Below are 16,953 nucleotides of genomic sequence, written 5' to 3'. Positions count from 1 at the left end.
TCGACATGCTGTATGCCCACACGGCCGAAGGCGAGGGTAAGGAAGCCTGGCAGCCTCTGGCGGAACACCTGCAGAACGTTGCCAGCCTGTCCGCTGGCTTTGCCGACAAGTTTGGCGCGCCGCAGCTTGGTCACCTCATTGGCCTTGTCCATGACGTTGGCAAGGGATCGGTTGAGTTTCAGGAGCGTCTCGAGGGCCGTCCTGGTAGGGTTGACCACTCTACGGCCGGCGCAAAGCTGCTTGCGGAGCGCTATGGCGCATGGGGCAAGCTTCTCGCCTACGCCGTCGCGGGCCACCACGGTGGGCTGCCCAATGGGATAGGCCATGGAGACAGGTCGTCGCTTCGCGAGCGCCTTGCCTCCGACGTCGATGATTGGAGCGCCGCAGAAGAAGGGATACCCTTTCCCGATGGCGGCCTTTGCCAAGAGGAGTTTGGAACCTTCCTTGCTACCGAAGATGGTAACGACCGAAAGGTTTTCGGGGCTACCGTGCTCTTGCGCATGCTCTACAGCTGCCTTGTCGATGCCGACTTCATCGATACCGAGCGTGCGATGAATCCTGAGAGGGCGGAGGCTCGAGGTTACAAGGGCTTGAGCCTATCTCAGATGTTGGACAAGCTCCATGACTATATGGGCTCCTTTGATCACTCGGAGACTCCCATCAACAAGGCCCGCGAGGATATTCACAATGCTTGTGTCGAAGCAGCCGAGCTCAAGCCCGGCGTCTTCTCCCTTTCGGTTGGAACGGGAGGTGGCAAGACGCTCGCCGGCCTTGACTTTGGATTGACGCATGCCGTTAAGTACGGGCTCGAGCGCGTCATCTATGCCATTCCCTATACGTCCATCGTCGAGCAGACGGCGGGAACGTTTAAGGTTATCTTCGGGGATGATTCGGTTCTCGAGCACCATTGCAATTACGAGTTCAACGAAGACGACACTGAGAAGGCGCTTCGCGAGCGCCTTGCTTCAGAGAACTGGGACTATCCGCTCATCGTGACAACGAACGTGCAGCTCTTTGAGTCGTTCTTCTCCGACAAGCCCTCTCGCTGCCGCAAGAATCACAACCTTGCCAAGAGCGCCATCATCCTTGATGAGGTCCAGTCTCTCCCTGACGAATTCCTCGAGCCGTGCCTCGCCATGCTTGGCGAGCTCGCGTTGAACTATGGCTCCACCGTTGTGCTGTGCACGGCGACGCAGCCGTCCTTTGGAAAGCACTGGCTCCATGATGCCGAGCCCATTGAGATGGTGCCGGTCTCACGCCGCCATGAAGAGCTGCTCAACAAGCGCGTCAATATCGAGTCTATTGGCCAGATTGCCCCGGATGATTTGACCAATCGCGCGGCAGAGAACGCCCAGGTACTGCTCATAGTGAGCACGAGAAAGGCTGCCGGTATTCTGTACGACTCCTTGCGTGAGAACGTTGGCGAGGAGGGACTCTACCACCTTAGTGCCCTCATGGTGCCGGCCCACAGGTCTGCCGTGCTTGCGGAGATAAGGGAGCGTCTTGTCGGTGGACTGACCTGTAGGGTTGTGTCGACCCAGCTGGTCGAGGCGGGTGTCGACCTCGACTTCCCCGTGGTCTATCGCGAGATCGCCGGCATCGACTCCGTGCTCCAGGCTGCCGGCCGCTGCAACCGCGAGGGCAAGAGGCCCGTGGGCCATGTCTATGTCTTCGACTGCCCGGAGCTCGCCCCTGGTGGACAGACGTGGCTTACTAAGATGCGTTCGCTCGGTAAGGAGACGTGTGAAGTCTGCGAGCGTCGCAATGAGAATGCGTTTGGAAGCGAGGGGGTTCAGCGATTCTTTTTGCGTCGATACGACCCCGGCCTGGCTAACTTCGACAAGATCTGTGCCGTTAGGGACTTTATGGATGCGGATCGGTTTATTCACAACAACTTTCCCTTTGAGTTCTGCGGAGAGAACTTCCGTTTCATTGACGATTGCGGCAGGCCCGTCTTTGTCCCCTGGGGTGAGCGAGGCCTCGAGATTCTGGACTCGCTCAGGAATGGGTCCAGGGACATCGGGACTTTACGCGCGGCTCAGCTCTATACAGTCAGCGTGCCTGTTTGGCAGCTCGAACGCCTCGAAGCTGCGTCGGCCGTTACCCGAGACGATTTGCCCTTCTGGGTCCTAGAGCCAAAGGACGGACTTCTCCCCAGCTATTCTGAAAGGAAGGGACTACTTGTGGTGGAGGCAAGCGACCAATTCCTGACCATCTAACGAGACGAGAACAAGAGAAAGGGGGTCCACATGGGCTACGGAATCACCGCTGAAGTGTCGGGGCCGCGAGCGTGCTTTACGCGCCCCGAGCTCAAGGCGGAGAGGGTGAGCTATGACGTCATAACACCCTCTGCGGCGCGTGGAATTCTGGAGGCCGTCTACTGGAAGCCGGCCATCAAGTGGGTGATTGATGGCATCGAGGTGCTCAACGAGATCAAGACCGCCACGTTCCGACGCAACGAGGTCGAGGATAAGGTGTCCTACAGAAATGCGAGGTCGGTCGCGGAGGGAAAGGACGAGCTCCTGTATCTATCCGCGAGCGAAAAGCGCCAACAGCGTCAGACGCTCTATCTCGAGGACGTCCGCTACCGCATCAACGCCCACTTTGAGATGACGGCCAAGGCGGGCGAAACGGACACACCGGAGAAGCACTACAACATTGCGCTGCGGAGGCTTCGGAAGGGACAGTGCTTCAACCAGCCCTATTTTGGCTGCAGGGAGTTCGCGGTTGATGAGATCCGCCTGTGCGAGGATGAGGAGCGCGCGCCGTCGTTTTACCAAGGCAAAACCGTTGACTTGGGCTACATGCTGTACGACATCGACTTTGAGCATGGCATGGAGCCCTGCTTCTTCAGGGCGGTTATGGTGGATGGATTCATTGACGTTGCTCGTTCGAGAGGGGAGGTCGTCCGATGATCATCAACAGCCTCGTTGACTTCTACGACCTTATGCTCGAGAGCGGCGAGGTTCCACCCATGGGCTGGAGCCGCGAACGCGTTGCTTGGGAATTCGTGATCGATGAGGATGGGACCCTCATATCGGCTGTGCCGCTGGCCGATGACGAACGCGCCTTCGTGCTCAAGGATGTTCCTGAGCATGGGACGAAGACGAGCGGTATCAAGCCCTTCTTTCTCTGTGACAAGGCGGCGATTCTCCTTGGCCGGGGAACTGAGCGTAACCTCAAGGAACACGAGGCATCTATCGAGTGGCATCGTGCATTCCTTGATGGCATTGCAGACTTGGGTGCCCATGCTGTTCTCAAGTTCCTCGAACGCGGCCACGATGAGGATGCCGCCTCTGCGTGCGATGGCAACCTCGACGGCAACGCCGTCATCAGGTTGCTTGGCGATACTTGCTACATTCACGAGCGCCCGGCAATCAAGGACCTCTGGGATGACTCTCGAGTCAAGTGGACGCCTTCTAAGAAGACTGGCAAGGCTACAAAGTCGGACACCGGAAAGCACCTCATTCAATGTGCGGTAACGGGACAGATTGCAGAGTCTGCGGTTCTCTTTCCCATGGTTACGGGCGTCCCTCACGCGCAGAGTTCCGGCGCCTCTTTGGTGAGTTTCAACGTCGATGCGTTTTGCTCGTATGGCAAATCGGCGAAGGACCAGGCCGCCAATTCCTGCATGTCTGCCGAGGCGGCCTTTAAGGCGGGCGCGGCCCTTCGCTATCTCATGCGCGACAGGCGTCATCAGGTGACGCTCGGTCTCGATAAGGTTCTCTTCTGGACGGAGAAGGAAGTTGTTGGCGACCTTAACGACGTCTCCCTCTTCCTGGACTTGGACGCCGTAAGGTCAGAGGCCAAGGAGGATGAGTCCCAGCTTGCCAAGATTGAGGAGCGCCTGAAGTCCATCAAGGAGGGCCGCCCGTCTCTCGGGATCGATGGGGATACGCGCTACTACGTCATGTGCGTCTCGCCGAATATGGCCCGTCTCTCCGTTCGCTTCTTCGAAACGGGCACTATCGGTTCTCTCGAAAAGCGCTTTGGGCAGTATCTGCGCGATATTGAGATTGTGGGGGCTGCGGACAAGATCCAATCGATTCGCAGCTACGTCCGCCAGACCGCACCGTTGGGCAAGGAGGAGAACGTTCCGGCAACTATGGTCGCATCGGTAATGCGGGCGATGCTGAGGGGAGAGGCGTTCCCCAACTCTCTCTATGTTCTGCTTCTGTCGAGGATGCGGGCGGATAAGGGCTATCTTCCCGGTTCCAAAAAGCCTCGCGATGCCATGGGCGATCGAGTTTCCATGCTCAAGGCTTGTCTGCTTAGGTCTGCTCGTCTTCGCAACGATCAAGAGACGGAAAGGAGTCTCACGGTGTCTTTGAATGAAGATAACGTCAACAAGGGCTACGTCCTTGGAAGGCTGTTCGCTACTCTCGAGAAGGCCCAGCGTGATGCGCTAGGCGGCAACATTAACGCCACCATTCGCGACAGGTACATCGGCGCGGCCTCAACTACTCCGGCCAGGGTGTTTCCGCAGCTGCTCAAGCTTGCCCAGCACCACATTTCTAAGGCCGAGTATGGCTCCTCTATCGAGAAGTCCATCGAGATGGTCATGGCAAAGCTCAATAGCGAGGAGGGCTTTCCGGCCACGCTTTCCCTGCAGGATCAGGGCCAGTTCTACATCGGCTATTACCAGCAGAGAGAGGCCCTTTACACCAAGAAGACCACTACTGAGGAGAACTAACATGAGCGACAGCATCCAGCACCGCTACGACTTCAGCCTGTTCTTTGACGTTGAGAACGGTAACCCCAACGGCGATCCCGACGCTGGCAATATGCCTCGCATCGATCCGGAGACCAGCCTGGGCATCGTCTCCGACGTGTGCCTCAAGCGTAAGGTGAGGAACTACGTCGACCTGGTGAAGAGCGAGTCTGTCGAGGACGTTGACGCATCGGGGGACCTGGGCTACAAGATCTATGTCCAGGAGAAGGCCGTACTCAACGAGCGCAACAAGCTTGCCTACGACCGCAACAACCTCAAGCCTGAGAGCAAGAAGCTCCCCAAGAAGCTTGAGGACCAGAGGGCCGTTACTGCTTTCATGTGCAACAACTTCTATGACATCCGCGCGTTTGGTGCCGTCATGGCCACGGAGGTCAACTGTGGACAGGTCCGAGGACCCATCCAGATGTGCTTTGGCCAGTCCATCGATCCGGTTGTGCCACAGGAGATGAGCATCACACGCATGGCGGTGACCAACCAGAAGGACGTTGACAAGGAGCGAACCATGGGTCGCAAGCAGTACGTCCCTTACGGTCTCTACCGCGTCAACGGCTTCATTTCCGCCTCCCTTGCCGAGAAGACCGGCTTTTCCCAGGCCGACCTCGAGCTGTTCTTCGAGGCGCTTATGAACATGTTCGAGAACGACCGCAGCGCCGCTCGTGGTCTCATGACCTCGAGGAAGCTTTATGTGTTCGAACACGAGAGCAAGCTTGGCAACGCGCCCGCTCATACGCTCTTTGACACTGTGACGGCTCGCAAGGATTCCGACGGCCCCGCTCGCGCCTATAGCGACTATGAGATTGTTGCCGACAAGTCCGCTGTTCCCGAGGGCGTCACGCTCCACGAGTACGACTGGATTGCTCCTTCGGCCTAAGGGTGCGCGATGTACGCGGAGGACGACTATCTGCCACTGTCTGGGGTGCAGCATTTTGCCTACTGCCCCCGGCAGTGGGCCCTCATTCACGTTGAACAGGCTTGGAGCGAGAACGAGCGAACGGTAGGGGGGTCGGCCATGCACGAGAGGTGTCACGACGAGCTGATCAAGGAACGTCGTGGCACCTTGCTCGTCGTTCGAGGCCTGCGCATATCCTCTGCTCGCCTGGGACTCTCCGGCGTATGCGACGTTGTCGAGTTCCGCCACTCGGCTGATGGCGTTGCCCTACAGGGCGAGGAGGGCCTCTGGGTCCCAACCCCCGTTGAGTACAAGCGCGGTACGAGCAAAACTGGTCCCGAGGATCGTATCCAGGTCTGCGCGCAGGCAATGTGTCTCGAAGAGATGCTGTGCTGCCATATTGACCGAGGCTATCTCTACTACGGCGAGAAACGTCGCAGGGACATAGTTGAGCTCGATGACGATCTTCGCAATGCAACCCAGACGTGCTCCGACAGGATGCACGAGCTGTTTGTTCGGGGAGCAACGCCGCAGGCAAAGCGCCGCCAGGGTTGTAGGGCATGTTCTTTGGTCAACATCTGCATGCCCGAGTTGGAGCGCGTCCGCTCTGTGTCCGCCTACATTGCAGATATGATTGGCTCGGCATAGGAGGGCGTCATGAAGAGACTGCTCAATACGCTCTACGTGCTATCCGAGGATGCCTATCTCTCCCTAGATGGCGACAACGTCGTTGTCCATAAGGGCCAGATGGCGGCGGGCAGGTTTCCCCTCCACACCCTCGAGGCAATCCAGTGCTTCACCTACAAGGGAGCGAGTCCAAGCTTGATGGGCGCATGCGCTGAGAGGGGCGTTGAGCTGGCGTTCTTTTCTCCCCGCGGGCGCTTTCTTGCAAGGACGACGGGCGTGAGCAACGGAAACGTCCTGCTCAGACGTAGGCAATATGAACTTGCAGGGGACGATGCCGCGCGTTGCGAAATTGCTCGAAGTATCCTTACCGGCAAGCTGTTCAATGCGAGATGGGTTCTCGAGCGGGCAAAACGCGACCACCCGTTGCAGATAGACGCGGAGAAGGTCGCCGCTCGTTGCGTGGAACTGGCAGACTACTTGCGTGACGTGAGGGATGCCGAGAGCGTCGAGAGCCTGATGGGCATCGAGGGGTCTGCGGCCCGTAGCTACTTCGATGTGTTCAACGAGCTTATTGTGGCTCAGAAGGAAGACTTCTGCTTTGGCGGAAGGTCTCGTAGGCCTCCGCTTGATCGTGTGAATGCCATGCTCTCCTTTGGCTATTCGCTGCTTTCGAGCAACTACGCCTCCGCGCTCGAGGGCGTAGGCCTTGATGCATATGTGGGATACCTGCACTCGGATAGGCCGGGCAGGGCGAGCCTTGCGCTCGATATGGTCGAGGAGTTGAGGAGCGTATTCGTCGACCGCCTGGTTGTGAGCTGTATCAACAAACGAATAGTTGGTCCCGATGAGTTCAATGTGTATCAGGATGGCGCGGTTCGCCTGAACGATGAGGGCCGCAAGGCGTTTTTGGGCGCATGGCAAAAGAAGAAACAGGACGTGATTAGGCATCCCTACTTGGACGAGAAGGTGCCATGGGGACTTGTCCCACATGTGCAGGCCATGCTGCTGGCGCGCTATATGAGGGGCGACCTGGACGGCTACCCTCCGTTTTTGTGGAAGTGAGGCCGAGATGCTGGTGCTTGTGACTTACGACGTCAATACGGAGGACCCGGCGGGGAGGCGTAGGCTGAGAAACGTTGCAAAGGCATGCGTCAACAAAGGACAGCGGGTTCAGAACTCCGTGTTTGAGTGCCTGCTCGATCCGGGGGACTATGCTCAGTTAAAGCATGAGCTTGGGCGTATTATCGATGCCGAAAAGGACAGCCTGAGGTTCTATAAGCTGGGAAAGAGCTACTCGGGCAAGATCGAGACGATGGGGTGCGATACCTCATATGATCCCGAAGGCGTGCTGATGGTCTGAGCCAGGTGCGAATGCCAAGTAATCATGTCGGATAGGGGAGGCTCGCACCTAATTTGAATGGCTGAGCCGTCAGTTTTGAGCTGACGGCCCTTTTGTTTCTTGCGTTTGGCCTGATGGCTTGTGGGGCCAACGTTGGTTGGCCGATTCCTGCTACCATATCTAGCGGTCGCCCCCTTCACGGGGGCGTGGATTGAAACCTCCGCGGCGGGATCGGGCGCTTCGGCCGGCTCCGGTCGCCCCCTTCACGGGGGCGTGGATTGAAACTGTTTTACCCTCGGGATTATGAGTCCCCCGCGCTAGTCGCCCCCTTCACGGGGGCGTGGATTGAAACGCCGCGTCGCAGTTGAACGGCACTTCGAGGCCGGTCGCCCCCTTCACGGGGGCGTGGATTGAAACGAGAAGACTTGCCACGAGGCGGCCGCCCGCGACAGTCGCCCCCTTCACGGGGGCGTGGATTGAAACAACCCAACGGCGCTCTGGTCGACGACGCGCGACAAAGTCGCCCCCTTCACGGGGGCGTGGATTGAAACCTCCTCCGGGCCGGGGTGATTTGTCCCAGCCAAATGTCGCCCCCTTCACGGGGGCGTGGATTGAAACCGAGATCGGCTGATACGCTGCGCAGGCTCACGCCGGTCGCCCCCTTCACGGGGGCGTGGATTGAAACTCCTTGTCTTGGGGGGCTTCCGTTGGCGCCGCCGGTCGCCCCCTTCACGGGGGCGTGGATTGAAACTTGGAGAGCAGCAACGGCGAGTATTCCAGCCCCGCGTCGCCCCCTTCACGGGGGCGTGGATTGAAACGACCAGACCCGACATATGGTATCCAGGGCCCGTGTCGCCCCCTTCACGGGGGCGTGGATTGAAACGAGATGGCGATTAGCGACAAAGAGCGCAGGAGGGGTCGCCCCCTTCACGGGGGCGTGGATTGAAACGTAATACGTTCTTCCGCCCTCACGTTCATGCCACACGTCGCCCCCTTCACGGGGGCGTGGATTGAAACACCTCGTCCACGCCAAGAACGATGACAAGGCGAAAGTCGCCCCCTTCACGGGGGCGTGGATTGAAACTTGGCTATCTGGCCTTGCAGGTCGAAGAGAATCCTGTCGCCCCCTTCATGGGGGCGTGGATTGAAACGTCTCGACCGTTGCGATTACGTAGTATGCGAACCGTCGCCCCCTTCACGGGGGCGTGGATTGAAACTATGGCGCGTTGGGAGTACAGGAGAATCGAGACGTCGCCCCCTTCACGGGGGCGTGGATTGAAACGAGGAGAGGGTCGTCTCCGAGTACGGCGGCGACGCGTCGCCCCCTTCACGGGGGCGTGGATTGAAACAACTACAAGAAGATGTGCCCGCGCTCGTTCTACGTCGCCCCCTTCACGGGGGCGTGGATTGAAACGGCTCCCCAGACTTCTTGCTGCTCCTGCCGCGAGGTCGCCCCCTTCACGGGGGCGTGGATTGAAACAACGACACCAAGGGTTGCAGGGCGTTTGTCTGTGTCGCCCCCTCACGGGGCGTGGATTGAAATTACAACACTGCGATCGAGATGTGCGTGGAGGTGCTATCGCCCCATGGGGTGCGGATTGTAATGACTGGGACGTGACCGAGGGCAACCTGGACGAGGGTCGCCCTTCACGAGGCGAGAATTGAAACTGCGTCCCTAGAGCGGCTGCATGGATAGCACCCCTCACAGAGTGCGAGGCGAAGTGAATTGTGTCCGATGCGGGCACGACAATGTATCCATGCCGCTCCCTTGGGAGCGTGGATTGAAATAACGTCGAGATCCAGCAGGCCAACGAGGGCGCGTCGCCCCATTCGTGGGGCATGGATTGAAGCGGGGAGATGCGCAAACGGTTCGCCGCTTGCGCATCTCGTCCTTATGGGATGGGTCTGAAACGGGGCGACACTGGGCTAACGGCTCACCTTGGAACAGGTTGGTTTGCTCGTTCCGTTCGAGATGCGAGCGTGGAAGCAACCCTATGAGCCAATGCTGCAACGCCGCTGGGGCCAGCCTCATCCTGAAGCGATGACGTGGCACTGGCCTCCCGACCACCCCTGCTGAGCTTATGCTGTCCCGCGACGTCGTGGTATGATTCACATTGGCCGAAGCGGTCATTGCATGCTCCTCTTTCGGCCGTGCCCGAGGTGCAACTCGGGCGCACTGGTAGCGGGTGCTACCAGTGCAAGGGCGGGGTACCCGGTCGCAACGGCCCGCCTCCTGGTTTCAGTTTTGTAGGCTGGAGAGAAGTGGCCGTTGCCCGGTGGGGCGGCGGCTACTTTTCTTTTAGCCCCCTTCTCGAACTCGCGTATCTTGCGGCTGCCGTCATGGAGAAGGCGAGCCGGCGATGGCGAGCTTGGGGATGAGCGGCGTACCCGCGATCGTGCGCCAGGCGCGCACCTCTCTTCTGCACTATCTCTCGCAACCGGCTACATATAGCGCTCTCGCAGCACTGTCTTGTCGTCATCGGGGGAGGTTCCGTCTGGCCTGCCGAGGGCGGGGAGGTTATCTGCATAGTCGATGAGATCCTGAATCGCCTTGAGGCGGTCGTCTGTCTCCGCATTATCGGTAGCTGGGGTTTCTTGGGCCCGCGGCGCCACCTCGGGCTGCCCTTGGTCATGCCGACCTTCTCGTCTATATAGGGCTTTGGAGTCACAGTGTCCCCTCAGCCAGGTGCGTTTCATGGGTGTTGATTTTGCCCAGCGCCGGATGCGAAGGCTCTCCGGGGTTTGTCATCGGTGGTGGGCGCGATGCCGGATCTGGCGCGAGCGCGTGTTGCGATATCGCGTTTTTCTGGATGAGCGAGGTGCAATGGAAGAGAAGAAGGGCCTGGGAATTCAGGACCTCCCGGAGGGGGGTCCTCAAAACGATGGTCGACGCGGCTACCTCCGAGATGCCCGCCGACGCCATCATCATCTTTGGCTCATATGCAAGGTCCAAGGCCACCGAGGAGTCCGACATCGACATCCTGACTCTCACTAGTCTCGTTAAGCCGGATCTAATCAGGGCGAGAACAAAGGCTGGCCTAAAGATGTGGGGGGATCGACCTGGACGGGGACTTTGTTGTACTCAACGCCGATAGGTTCTATGACGTCCTCGCATCCGGCGAGCCGTTCGCCCGCAACGTCGTCGAGGACGGTATCGTCATCTACGGCGAGTTCCGCGAGATGCGCAAGCTGCCGCAAGGCGATGTCGAGATAGATATGCAAGACGATGCGGCGGGGGACGAGGAGGACGAGGTCCTGTTTCGCATGGCTCAGGCCCGTCTTGCCTTGGCAGATGTCCCCGACGCAATTCTGGCAGACCAGGTGTACGAGAGCTTGGGAATCAAGCTGGACGACGGGGAGTGAGGCGTCCCCGCTTGTCGCTGCTAGCGTGGCGAGCGCCGCTGGTGCAGTTTAGTGCGGGCGATTGGCGCTCGGACTTCCGCGCCCTTTGTTCTGCCCGATTAACGCTCGACTGCAGCAGATTAAGCGAACAGATGTTTGCTCTGCTCGGCATGGTATGGGACAATAGAATCAGCACAGGCGGTGCCCTCCTAGTCCCGCAGGAAGATAGGAGGTAACCCCGTTGACCGACCTCACGATTCTCGTCCAGGCTCTGTCCGTGTTCTTAGCAGTCTTGGCGATTCTGAGCTTGATCTCTAAGCTCTAGCCCTCGTGGGTCGTGCCGCTAAACGGAAACAGCCGCCCTGAGACGGCGGCTGTTTCTTGGGCATGGCCCACAAAACAGAAGTTGTAACAGGAGGGCGTAAGCCCCTGTTGCTACCTATCTTACCCGTTTCAGTCCTGCCTGTACGGGTGAGTTGGGGGAGCGGCCGACCACCACGGCGGCCGTCTTCCCCTCGGTTTGCGATTACTTTTCGAGTGCGTCGACTATGCCTTTGAGCCTTTGCTCGATGCTGGCCTTTGTCTCGTCCCCAACGCCTGGCTTAAGCAGCCTTTCGAGAAACCTGCGCTGGTCGCGCAGCAGCCACTCGATCATCGTGCCGCTCGCTTGTTCGTCCTCTACGTTCTCGTTGTACGTGGCCGCTCCTCTTGTGCCTGGCCGGCTAATTGTTCGACCTAGCTTCTACGTCGCTCCTGAGGTCGCGGACGATGTCGTTCAGCCTCGCTCGCATTTTGCCCGGGTTAGGCTCTGCACTTGCCGCCTCAAGGCGCCTCGCGAGTTGCTTGAGAAAGCTTTTGAACTGCAGGTCGGTCATGCTGTCTTCGATGGTCTCCTCGTTCATATGACCTCCTTGGGTTCATCTCTGATTGGACGCATCTCTTATCCCTATTGTATTTCGCGGAGCGCCCTGGAGCAGGGCGCTTGAAGAGCTGGTTTGCAAGCGCATGATTTGCTCAGCTGGTGGCGTCAATTTAATGTCCCAAATGTGGTTTAAGCTCGCGCTTAAAGCAGGGCAGACAAGTCCTTGGATACTGGTGGGGGGAGGACGCTATGAGCGATGAAGAGCGTGAGCTGACGGGTGGCGAGATCCAGCGTTTTGTCGAGCTTCAAGCTGCAGAGGGCAAGACGGCGGGGGAGGCGCTCGAAGCCCTGCTCAGGGCTGTTGGAGGCAGGATGCCCGAGTTCAAGAATGAGTGGCGAGGATAATGTGAGGTGACGCGCATTTCGCGAGGAGGGTTAGCCACGGAAGAGCATGAGTACGAGGAAATGACCAGGGATGAGATGCAGCGCTTCGTCGATCAGCAAATGCGTGACGGCGCGAGCTGGCGGGAGGCGCTGGCGATGCTGGCCGAGGTCATCGGCATCAGGCCTGTCGCGGTCGATTAGCGAAGCGCATGGCGTCCAGGCAGCGGTTTGCCGCGCCGATACCCGGGTATTAATAAAACGAGTCTGCGGCGAAGGGAGCCGAGTATGTCTGGTCTCAGGAGCGTCTTCAAGTCTGATGGATCGCTGCATTTCGAGAGCGAGATTGGCACGGGGACGGTCCGCACACGCATGGACCTTTCGACGGGCGAGGTGAGCACCGTAATTAGCAGTGGCCCCATGAACACCGTCACCAGCAACAACGGGTCTCACTTTGAGTACACCGTTGGCAACGTGCGCTTTAACTCCGAGACGGGAACGCCTGACTACCTGCTGTAGCTTGACCTCCTGCGGCGGCGTCCGTTGATGGGCGAGCGCGCATTTTGGGTACCTGGTTCCTTTGGGCCGGGTGCCCTCCCTGTGCGTATCTTAGGCGAGCTAGTGTACACAAGTTGCGAACGTGCCAATGCTCAACTCTGATTATGCTCGTAACTAGTGGGCGATTCTCTGACTCATGTACATTAATCGTGGCCCGTGGCCCGTGGCCCGTGGCCCGTGGCGTAAAACTAAATAGACCACTCCCGCGTTTTTGTCCGCATGTCTCCCGTGTTACCACGAGCTTGCCGAAAGACCCAGACCCGGCTGGTAAAGCCTACGCTCGGCGCGGCGTGCGTTACGTGCCTAGAGACTCGGAGACCCTAACAAAACCGAGAACGCTCAGAAGGAAGCCCCATTAACCCATCTCCGCCCCAGGGTGGTGACATCCCTGGGGTTGGGCGCCTAGTGCGGGACGCGCGCTCGCCTGGAGGCCAGGACAACCGGGTATTTTGCGTGCGAACGGCCAGCATCAGCTCGGGCAATGGGAGCCCGAAATGCAGATGCCGGCGGTTTTGCTCGTCTCGCAAGGTTTGCTTGCCTGCGGTACAGACGCGCCGTGGCCAGTATTACGGCACTTCGCCGTCCTGGAAGTTTGGCTGCTCGTGGGAGCAGTTCAAGAGGTGGGACTGGACCGCTCGCACGTTTAGCTTAGAGGAAGAAGCCCGCGCCTACTGGAAGCGCCACTACAAGTATCGGTAGCGTCGGGTTTGCTTGCGTGTTCGAGTAATTAGCAATAGTTGCTAATTTGATGCCTCTTATGTCGTGAGGGGCAAGACCGTTTCTGCGGCGAAGGCCTCGCGCATGCTTGGCATGACCGCCGGCCGCGCTACCCACATGCTCGACTCTGGCATCCTGCAGGGCTATCGCAGGGGGGCGCAGGACGTATGTCACCGTTGAGTCCATCGAGAAGCGTGCGGCATCCCATCCTAGCGCGGGAAGGCCCAGGGCGCACACGGCCTAGTCCCTTCGCTCCCTTCTCGCAAGCCATTGCTCGCGAGTCTGGCGCATGAAGACCTCGGTGCGCACCTCGTCCAGAAGCTCAACGGGTTTGTTGGGCTCAACGTGGTGGAAGGCAAAGCCGCACTTCTCCTGGCACCGCCGCGACTTCTCGTTGCCTTCGTAATAGCCGCACCAGACGGCATGGCAAGTGGGGTCGGCAAAGCATTGGCCAAGAAGCGCGCCCACGGCCTCGGGGATGAGACCGCGACCCCAGTATGGCTTGCCAATCCAAAATCCCAGCTCGCGGTCGCTGCTCTGAACGTCTGCGTGATGCATGCGCGGGCTCATGACGCCAATGCTGCCACGGGGAATCCCGCCTCCTTGAGCACGATGGCGTAGGTGCCGCGGGTGGAAAGAACGTCGCGGATGATCTGGCGGCTCTCTTCGACCGAGGCGTGTGCGGGCCAGCCGGCGGCAGGCCCTACCTCGTGATCTTTCGCATAGCGATAGAGCTTGGCTGCATCGCCCCCGTTCCAGGGCCGCAGCGTCAGGCGCCTCGTCTCGATGACGTTCGGCAGTGTTGGCATTCGTGCTCCTCCCGTTGGGCCTTTTCCAATTATCGCGTTTGTCCCGGGGTGGGAAGGCCCGTTGCCGCATTGTGGCTTGCGTCTAGGCGCCGCGGCCGGCAACGCCTGGCAGCAGGTGGCCGACCGGGTTGGCTGGGTCACCGACATGGCCAAGCTCGTGCTCTTTGGCGTGCTTGCCGTCGCCGCCGTCTGGTGGATCGTGCGCCGCGCCCTTCCCGTCTGGCGCGAGCATGCGTAAGGGGAGCGCGAAACCTCAGGTTAAGTGGGGGAGTGGGACAATACCTGCCTGAGCAAGTGTCCCAGCGCGACAGAGGCTCCAGGCGCGTGTTCCGCCGTCGCGCCTAAGCCAGGGCAACGCCTCCGTACCAGCCCCAGCGGGGCTGCGCCTGCACGCCGTAGTTGCTGAGCCACAGGTCGAGCGGCAGCTTGCGCACCTGGGCATTCGCGCAGTCCATGACCTGGTCGTCCCCGATGTAGAGCCCCACGTGGCCAAAGCGCGCGGCGCCCGGCGTGTAAGGGGCGTCGGGCACGGCCACGATCATGCCTACGAGCAGGCACGCGCCGCTGCCCTCGTGGCAGTAGCGTTCGTAGAGCTCGCGGGCGTCCCCGGCATAAAGCCGCAGACCACAGCCGGCAAAGACCGCCTCGACCCATCCGGCGCAGTGCTCGCCCGCAAGGGCTGGCGTGGCATGCGCGCGAACGACGACGTTTCGCTGCGCCACGGTTGCGTTATCGAGCGCCTGTGGCTCGCTACCTGCGGCGATATGGCGCCAGGCGGGCTCTCCCCAGATGGTGAGGCCATCCTCGCCCAGCATGCCCCGTCGCGCGAGCGCCGCAAGGAAGCGGCCGCGCGTCTCGTCGTTCGTCTCGTATGTCACGCGCGCCTCCTCTTTCGCCTCCTGCTACTGTAGTCGCAAGAGGCAACGAGGTGCGTCCGGAGGATGCCATGACCGAGAAGGACAAGATGCTCTCGGGCGAGCTGTACGACGCCGACAACGACGAGGCGCTGCTTGCCGAGCGCGCCCATGCCAAGGAGCTGTGCTACGACTTCAACCAGCTGCGGCCCTCCGATGCGGCAGGTCAGCGCGCGATTCTTCGCGAGCTCCTCGGCGAGGTGGGGAAGGGCGCTTGCGTCACCGCCCCCTTCTGGTGCGACTACGGCTACAACATCGAGCTGGGCGAGAACTTCTTCTCCAACCATAACCTCGTGGTTCTCGACGGTGCCAGGGTGACGTTTGGCGATAACGTCTTCGTGGCGCCCAACTGCGGCTTCTATACGGCGGGGCACCCCGTTGACGCCGCGCTGCGTCGCCAAGGCATCGAGTACGCTCGCCCCATCCGCGTGGGGCACGACGTCTGGATTGGTGCGGGCGTCCACGTGATGCCGGGCGTGACCATTGGCGACAACGTGGTGATTGGCGGCGGCAGCGTCGTCGTGTGCGACATCCCCTCCAACTGCGTGGCGGTGGGCAATCCCTGCAGGCCCGTCCGCTATCTCGAGGGGGGCGAGAAGGCCTCGTCCGCCTGTGATTGTGGCGCCTAGCGAGGTCGCGGACGGCCTTGCTGCTCACAAGTCGGGGTTGTGTATTTGTCCGTGGCACTCGAGGGCGTTGGGCTGCACTACTTTTGGGGTTGTGCATTCAATTGAGGTGACCGAGTTCTTTTGGCTGCACTTAATTCGGCTTCGTGCGTTCCCCCGTGAACGCACGAAGCCGATTTTCGTGCAGCAGACCGAATCAGCAAGGCCTGCGGGGATGCACGAAGCCGATATCCGTGCAGCGAGTCGGACCTGGCGTGCCGGCGTGAACGCACTAGGTCGCATTGCGTGCGACGGACCGGACCTGTCGGACTCACGGGGATGCACGAGCCCGATATCCGTGCAGCAGACTGAACCAGCCAGGCCTGCGGGGATGCACGAAGCCGATATCCGTGCAGCGAGTCGGACCTGGCGTGCCCACGTGAACGCACGAGCCCGGTATCCGTGCAACGCCCTGCGAGCCCCGCCCTTCTCGCACGCATCGGCCGCCCGTGCCCATCCCACTGCGCTTCACAAGAAATGGATATTCTGCCCGCAAGAGCGCATAACCGCGTGCCTACCTGCTCTACCTGCAGGTATGTAAGGTTGCCAAACCAAAAGTTAGCTGTCGCTCATCAAAACAAGGCGTTATAGTACCCACGACCTTTAAGCACGGTACGGGATACCTGCAAGGCAAACGGCCTGACTCGGCGCTGGACATGCCGGGTTTACGTTGGGCCAAAGGGCGCGCGGCGCATGCGCACCCGTCTTGTGGGGACGCCCTCGGCCATGCCGGGCGTCTATTTTTATGGCGCTCGGGCACCCCGGGCGTCTTTTTCTTGCCGCGCGAACCCAACCGAAAGGGGAACGCGTGAACCCACTTCTGGCAAAGGGCGCCACCAAGGCGCTGCTTGCGCTCGAGGACGGCACCACGTTCGAGGGTCTGTCGGTGGGCGCCACCGGCGAGACGTTCGGCGAGCTCGTCTTCAACACCTCGATGTCCGGCTACCAGGAGGTCATCTCCGACCCCTCCTACGCCGGCCAGGTCGTTGCCTTCACCTACCCGCAGATTGGCAACTACGGCGTGTGCGCCGCCGACATGCAGTCCGACGGCGTTGACCTCGCGGGCGTCGTCGTCTGCGACATGTGCCACACGCCCAACAACTGGCGTGCCGAGGGCA

20 protein-coding genes and 1 CRISPR repeat array are annotated in these 16,953 nt (G+C 60.2%); of the genes, 14 read left to right on the top strand and 6 right to left on the bottom strand.

Features of this window, described 5'->3' with window-relative positions:
- Positions 1-5 precede the first annotated feature (5 nt).
- Genes cas3 through cas2 form a run of 7 tightly spaced genes read left to right on the top strand, consistent with a single transcriptional unit; the run spans position 6 to position 7,608 of the window.
- Positions 6-2,219 carry a CRISPR-associated helicase Cas3' gene (gene cas3, locus AC1VTH_RS00520; protein WP_481334108.1) on the top strand — a complete coding sequence of 738 codons (2,214 nt, stop codon included), beginning with the start codon at positions 6-8 and terminating at the stop codon, positions 2,217-2,219.
- Between the two features lie 30 nt (positions 2,220-2,249).
- Positions 2,250-2,915, top strand: a complete 666-nt coding sequence (gene cas5c, locus AC1VTH_RS00515) for a type I-C CRISPR-associated protein Cas5c (protein WP_481334106.1) — start codon at positions 2,250-2,252, stop codon at positions 2,913-2,915.
- The gene (gene cas8c, locus AC1VTH_RS00510) at positions 2,912-4,693 is read left to right on the top strand and encodes a type I-C CRISPR-associated protein Cas8c/Csd1 (RefSeq protein WP_481334104.1); all 1,782 of its coding nucleotides are present in this window, start codon (positions 2,912-2,914) and stop codon (positions 4,691-4,693) included. Before cas5c ends, cas8c begins: the two co-directional genes overlap by 4 nt.
- A gap of 1 nt (position 4,694) precedes the next feature.
- Complete coding sequence (gene cas7c, locus AC1VTH_RS00505) at positions 4,695-5,603, top strand: type I-C CRISPR-associated protein Cas7/Csd2 (protein WP_481334103.1); 909 nt, start codon at positions 4,695-4,697, stop codon at positions 5,601-5,603.
- A gap of 9 nt (positions 5,604-5,612) precedes the next feature.
- Positions 5,613-6,269 (top strand): CRISPR-associated protein Cas4, encoded by a 657-nt coding sequence (gene cas4, locus AC1VTH_RS00500; RefSeq protein WP_481334101.1) that lies wholly within the window; start codon positions 5,613-5,615, stop codon positions 6,267-6,269.
- 9 nt (positions 6,270-6,278) lie between these two features.
- Positions 6,279-7,310, top strand: coding sequence for a type I-C CRISPR-associated endonuclease Cas1c (gene cas1c, locus AC1VTH_RS00495; protein ID WP_481334099.1), 1,032 nt, complete (start codon positions 6,279-6,281; stop codon positions 7,308-7,310).
- Between the two features lie 7 nt (positions 7,311-7,317).
- On the top strand, positions 7,318-7,608 hold the full coding sequence (gene cas2, locus AC1VTH_RS00490; protein WP_481334097.1) for a CRISPR-associated endonuclease Cas2: 291 nt from the start codon (positions 7,318-7,320) through the stop codon (positions 7,606-7,608).
- A gap of 165 nt (positions 7,609-7,773) precedes the next feature.
- Positions 7,774-9,067: a CRISPR direct-repeat array (repeat unit 32 nt; unit sequence GTCGCCCCCTTCACGGGGGCGTGGATTGAAAC).
- A 1,185-nt stretch (positions 9,068-10,252) separates the two neighbouring features.
- On the opposite strand, the gene AC1VTH_RS00485 is transcribed toward cas2, so the two are convergent.
- Positions 10,253-10,579, bottom strand: coding sequence for a hypothetical protein (locus AC1VTH_RS00485; RefSeq protein ID WP_481334136.1), 327 nt, complete (start codon positions 10,577-10,579; stop codon positions 10,253-10,255).
- On the opposite strand from AC1VTH_RS00485, the gene AC1VTH_RS00480 reads away from it, so the two are divergent.
- Together AC1VTH_RS00480 and AC1VTH_RS00475 are read left to right on the top strand one after the other, a co-directional pair.
- Complete coding sequence (locus tag AC1VTH_RS00480; RefSeq protein WP_481334134.1) at positions 10,494-10,682, top strand: nucleotidyltransferase domain-containing protein; 189 nt, start codon at positions 10,494-10,496, stop codon at positions 10,680-10,682. The two genes, AC1VTH_RS00485 and AC1VTH_RS00480, sit on opposite strands and share 86 nt — an antisense overlap.
- Positions 10,683-10,767: 85 nt before the next feature.
- Positions 10,768-10,950, top strand: a complete 183-nt coding sequence (locus tag AC1VTH_RS00475) for a hypothetical protein (RefSeq protein WP_481334095.1) — start codon at positions 10,768-10,770, stop codon at positions 10,948-10,950.
- A 505-nt stretch (positions 10,951-11,455) separates the two neighbouring features.
- On the opposite strand, the gene AC1VTH_RS00470 is transcribed toward AC1VTH_RS00475, so the two are convergent.
- Together AC1VTH_RS00470 and AC1VTH_RS00465 are read right to left on the bottom strand one after the other, a co-directional pair.
- Positions 11,456-11,584 (bottom strand): hypothetical protein, encoded by a 129-nt coding sequence (locus AC1VTH_RS00470; RefSeq protein ID WP_481334093.1) that lies wholly within the window; start codon positions 11,582-11,584, stop codon positions 11,456-11,458.
- A gap of 67 nt (positions 11,585-11,651) precedes the next feature.
- Positions 11,652-11,831, bottom strand: coding sequence for a hypothetical protein (locus AC1VTH_RS00465; protein ID WP_441940214.1), 180 nt, complete (start codon positions 11,829-11,831; stop codon positions 11,652-11,654).
- A gap of 209 nt (positions 11,832-12,040) precedes the next feature.
- Between AC1VTH_RS00465 and AC1VTH_RS00460 the strand changes: the two genes are divergently transcribed.
- Positions 12,041-12,196, top strand: a complete 156-nt coding sequence (locus AC1VTH_RS00460) for a hypothetical protein (protein WP_481334091.1) — start codon at positions 12,041-12,043, stop codon at positions 12,194-12,196.
- 264 nt (positions 12,197-12,460) lie between these two features.
- Positions 12,461-12,691: a hypothetical protein gene (locus AC1VTH_RS00455; protein ID WP_481334089.1), complete on the top strand. Its 231-nt coding sequence runs from the start codon at positions 12,461-12,463 to the stop codon at positions 12,689-12,691.
- A gap of 996 nt (positions 12,692-13,687) precedes the next feature.
- Here AC1VTH_RS00455 and AC1VTH_RS00450 read toward each other — a convergent pair.
- Positions 13,688-14,005: a GNAT family N-acetyltransferase gene (locus AC1VTH_RS00450; RefSeq protein WP_481334087.1), complete on the bottom strand. Its 318-nt coding sequence runs from the start codon at positions 14,003-14,005 to the stop codon at positions 13,688-13,690.
- An 8-nt stretch (positions 14,006-14,013) separates the two neighbouring features.
- Entirely contained in the window at positions 14,014-14,256 is a 243-nt protein-coding gene (locus AC1VTH_RS00445; RefSeq protein ID WP_481334085.1) for a GNAT family N-acetyltransferase, read from the bottom strand.
- A gap of 61 nt (positions 14,257-14,317) precedes the next feature.
- Here AC1VTH_RS00445 and AC1VTH_RS00440 point away from each other — a divergent pair, with 61 nt between their 5' ends.
- Positions 14,318-14,494: a hypothetical protein gene (locus AC1VTH_RS00440; protein WP_481334083.1), complete on the top strand. Its 177-nt coding sequence runs from the start codon at positions 14,318-14,320 to the stop codon at positions 14,492-14,494.
- A gap of 103 nt (positions 14,495-14,597) precedes the next feature.
- Here AC1VTH_RS00440 and AC1VTH_RS00435 read toward each other — a convergent pair whose 3' ends face one another.
- Positions 14,598-15,134, bottom strand: a complete 537-nt coding sequence (locus AC1VTH_RS00435) for a hypothetical protein (RefSeq protein WP_481334081.1) — start codon at positions 15,132-15,134, stop codon at positions 14,598-14,600.
- A gap of 68 nt (positions 15,135-15,202) precedes the next feature.
- On the opposite strand from AC1VTH_RS00435, the gene AC1VTH_RS00430 reads away from it, so the two are divergent.
- On the top strand, positions 15,203-15,799 hold the full coding sequence (locus tag AC1VTH_RS00430) for a sugar O-acetyltransferase (protein WP_481334079.1): 597 nt from the start codon (positions 15,203-15,205) through the stop codon (positions 15,797-15,799).
- An 844-nt stretch (positions 15,800-16,643) separates the two neighbouring features.
- On the top strand, positions 16,644-16,953 hold a 310-nt coding region (locus AC1VTH_RS00425; protein WP_481334078.1), incomplete at its 3' end, for a carbamoyl-phosphate synthase domain-containing protein.

Source organism: Parolsenella sp. (assembly GCF_982402205.1).
This window is presented reverse-complemented; position numbering and strand designations above follow the sequence as displayed.

Excerpts from the sequence above, each read along its gene's own strand:
- cas3 (WP_481334108.1), top strand. The coding sequence starts at position 6 with ATGCTGTATGCCCACACGGCCGAAGGCGAGGGTAAGGAAGCCTGGCAG.
- cas5c (WP_481334106.1), top strand. The coding sequence starts at position 2,250 with ATGGGCTACGGAATCACCGCTGAAGTGTCGGGGCCGCGAGCGTGCTTT.
- cas8c (WP_481334104.1), top strand. The coding sequence starts at position 2,912 with ATGATCATCAACAGCCTCGTTGACTTCTACGACCTTATGCTCGAGAGC.
- cas7c (WP_481334103.1), top strand. The coding sequence starts at position 4,695 with ATGAGCGACAGCATCCAGCACCGCTACGACTTCAGCCTGTTCTTTGAC.
- cas4 (WP_481334101.1), top strand. The coding sequence starts at position 5,613 with ATGTACGCGGAGGACGACTATCTGCCACTGTCTGGGGTGCAGCATTTT.
- cas1c (WP_481334099.1), top strand. The coding sequence starts at position 6,279 with ATGAAGAGACTGCTCAATACGCTCTACGTGCTATCCGAGGATGCCTAT.
- cas2 (WP_481334097.1), top strand. The coding sequence starts at position 7,318 with ATGCTGGTGCTTGTGACTTACGACGTCAATACGGAGGACCCGGCGGGG.
- AC1VTH_RS00480 (WP_481334134.1), top strand. The coding sequence starts at position 10,494 with ATGCCCGCCGACGCCATCATCATCTTTGGCTCATATGCAAGGTCCAAG.
- AC1VTH_RS00475 (WP_481334095.1), top strand. The coding sequence starts at position 10,768 with ATGCGCAAGCTGCCGCAAGGCGATGTCGAGATAGATATGCAAGACGAT.
- AC1VTH_RS00470 (WP_481334093.1), bottom strand. The coding sequence starts at position 11,584 with ATGATCGAGTGGCTGCTGCGCGACCAGCGCAGGTTTCTCGAAAGGCTG.
- AC1VTH_RS00465 (WP_441940214.1), bottom strand. The coding sequence starts at position 11,831 with ATGAACGAGGAGACCATCGAAGACAGCATGACCGACCTGCAGTTCAAA.
- AC1VTH_RS00460 (WP_481334091.1), top strand. The coding sequence starts at position 12,041 with ATGAGCGATGAAGAGCGTGAGCTGACGGGTGGCGAGATCCAGCGTTTT.
- AC1VTH_RS00455 (WP_481334089.1), top strand. The coding sequence starts at position 12,461 with ATGTCTGGTCTCAGGAGCGTCTTCAAGTCTGATGGATCGCTGCATTTC.
- AC1VTH_RS00450 (WP_481334087.1), bottom strand. The coding sequence starts at position 14,005 with ATGCATCACGCAGACGTTCAGAGCAGCGACCGCGAGCTGGGATTTTGG.
- AC1VTH_RS00445 (WP_481334085.1), bottom strand. The coding sequence starts at position 14,256 with ATGCCAACACTGCCGAACGTCATCGAGACGAGGCGCCTGACGCTGCGG.
- AC1VTH_RS00430 (WP_481334079.1), top strand. The coding sequence starts at position 15,203 with ATGACCGAGAAGGACAAGATGCTCTCGGGCGAGCTGTACGACGCCGAC.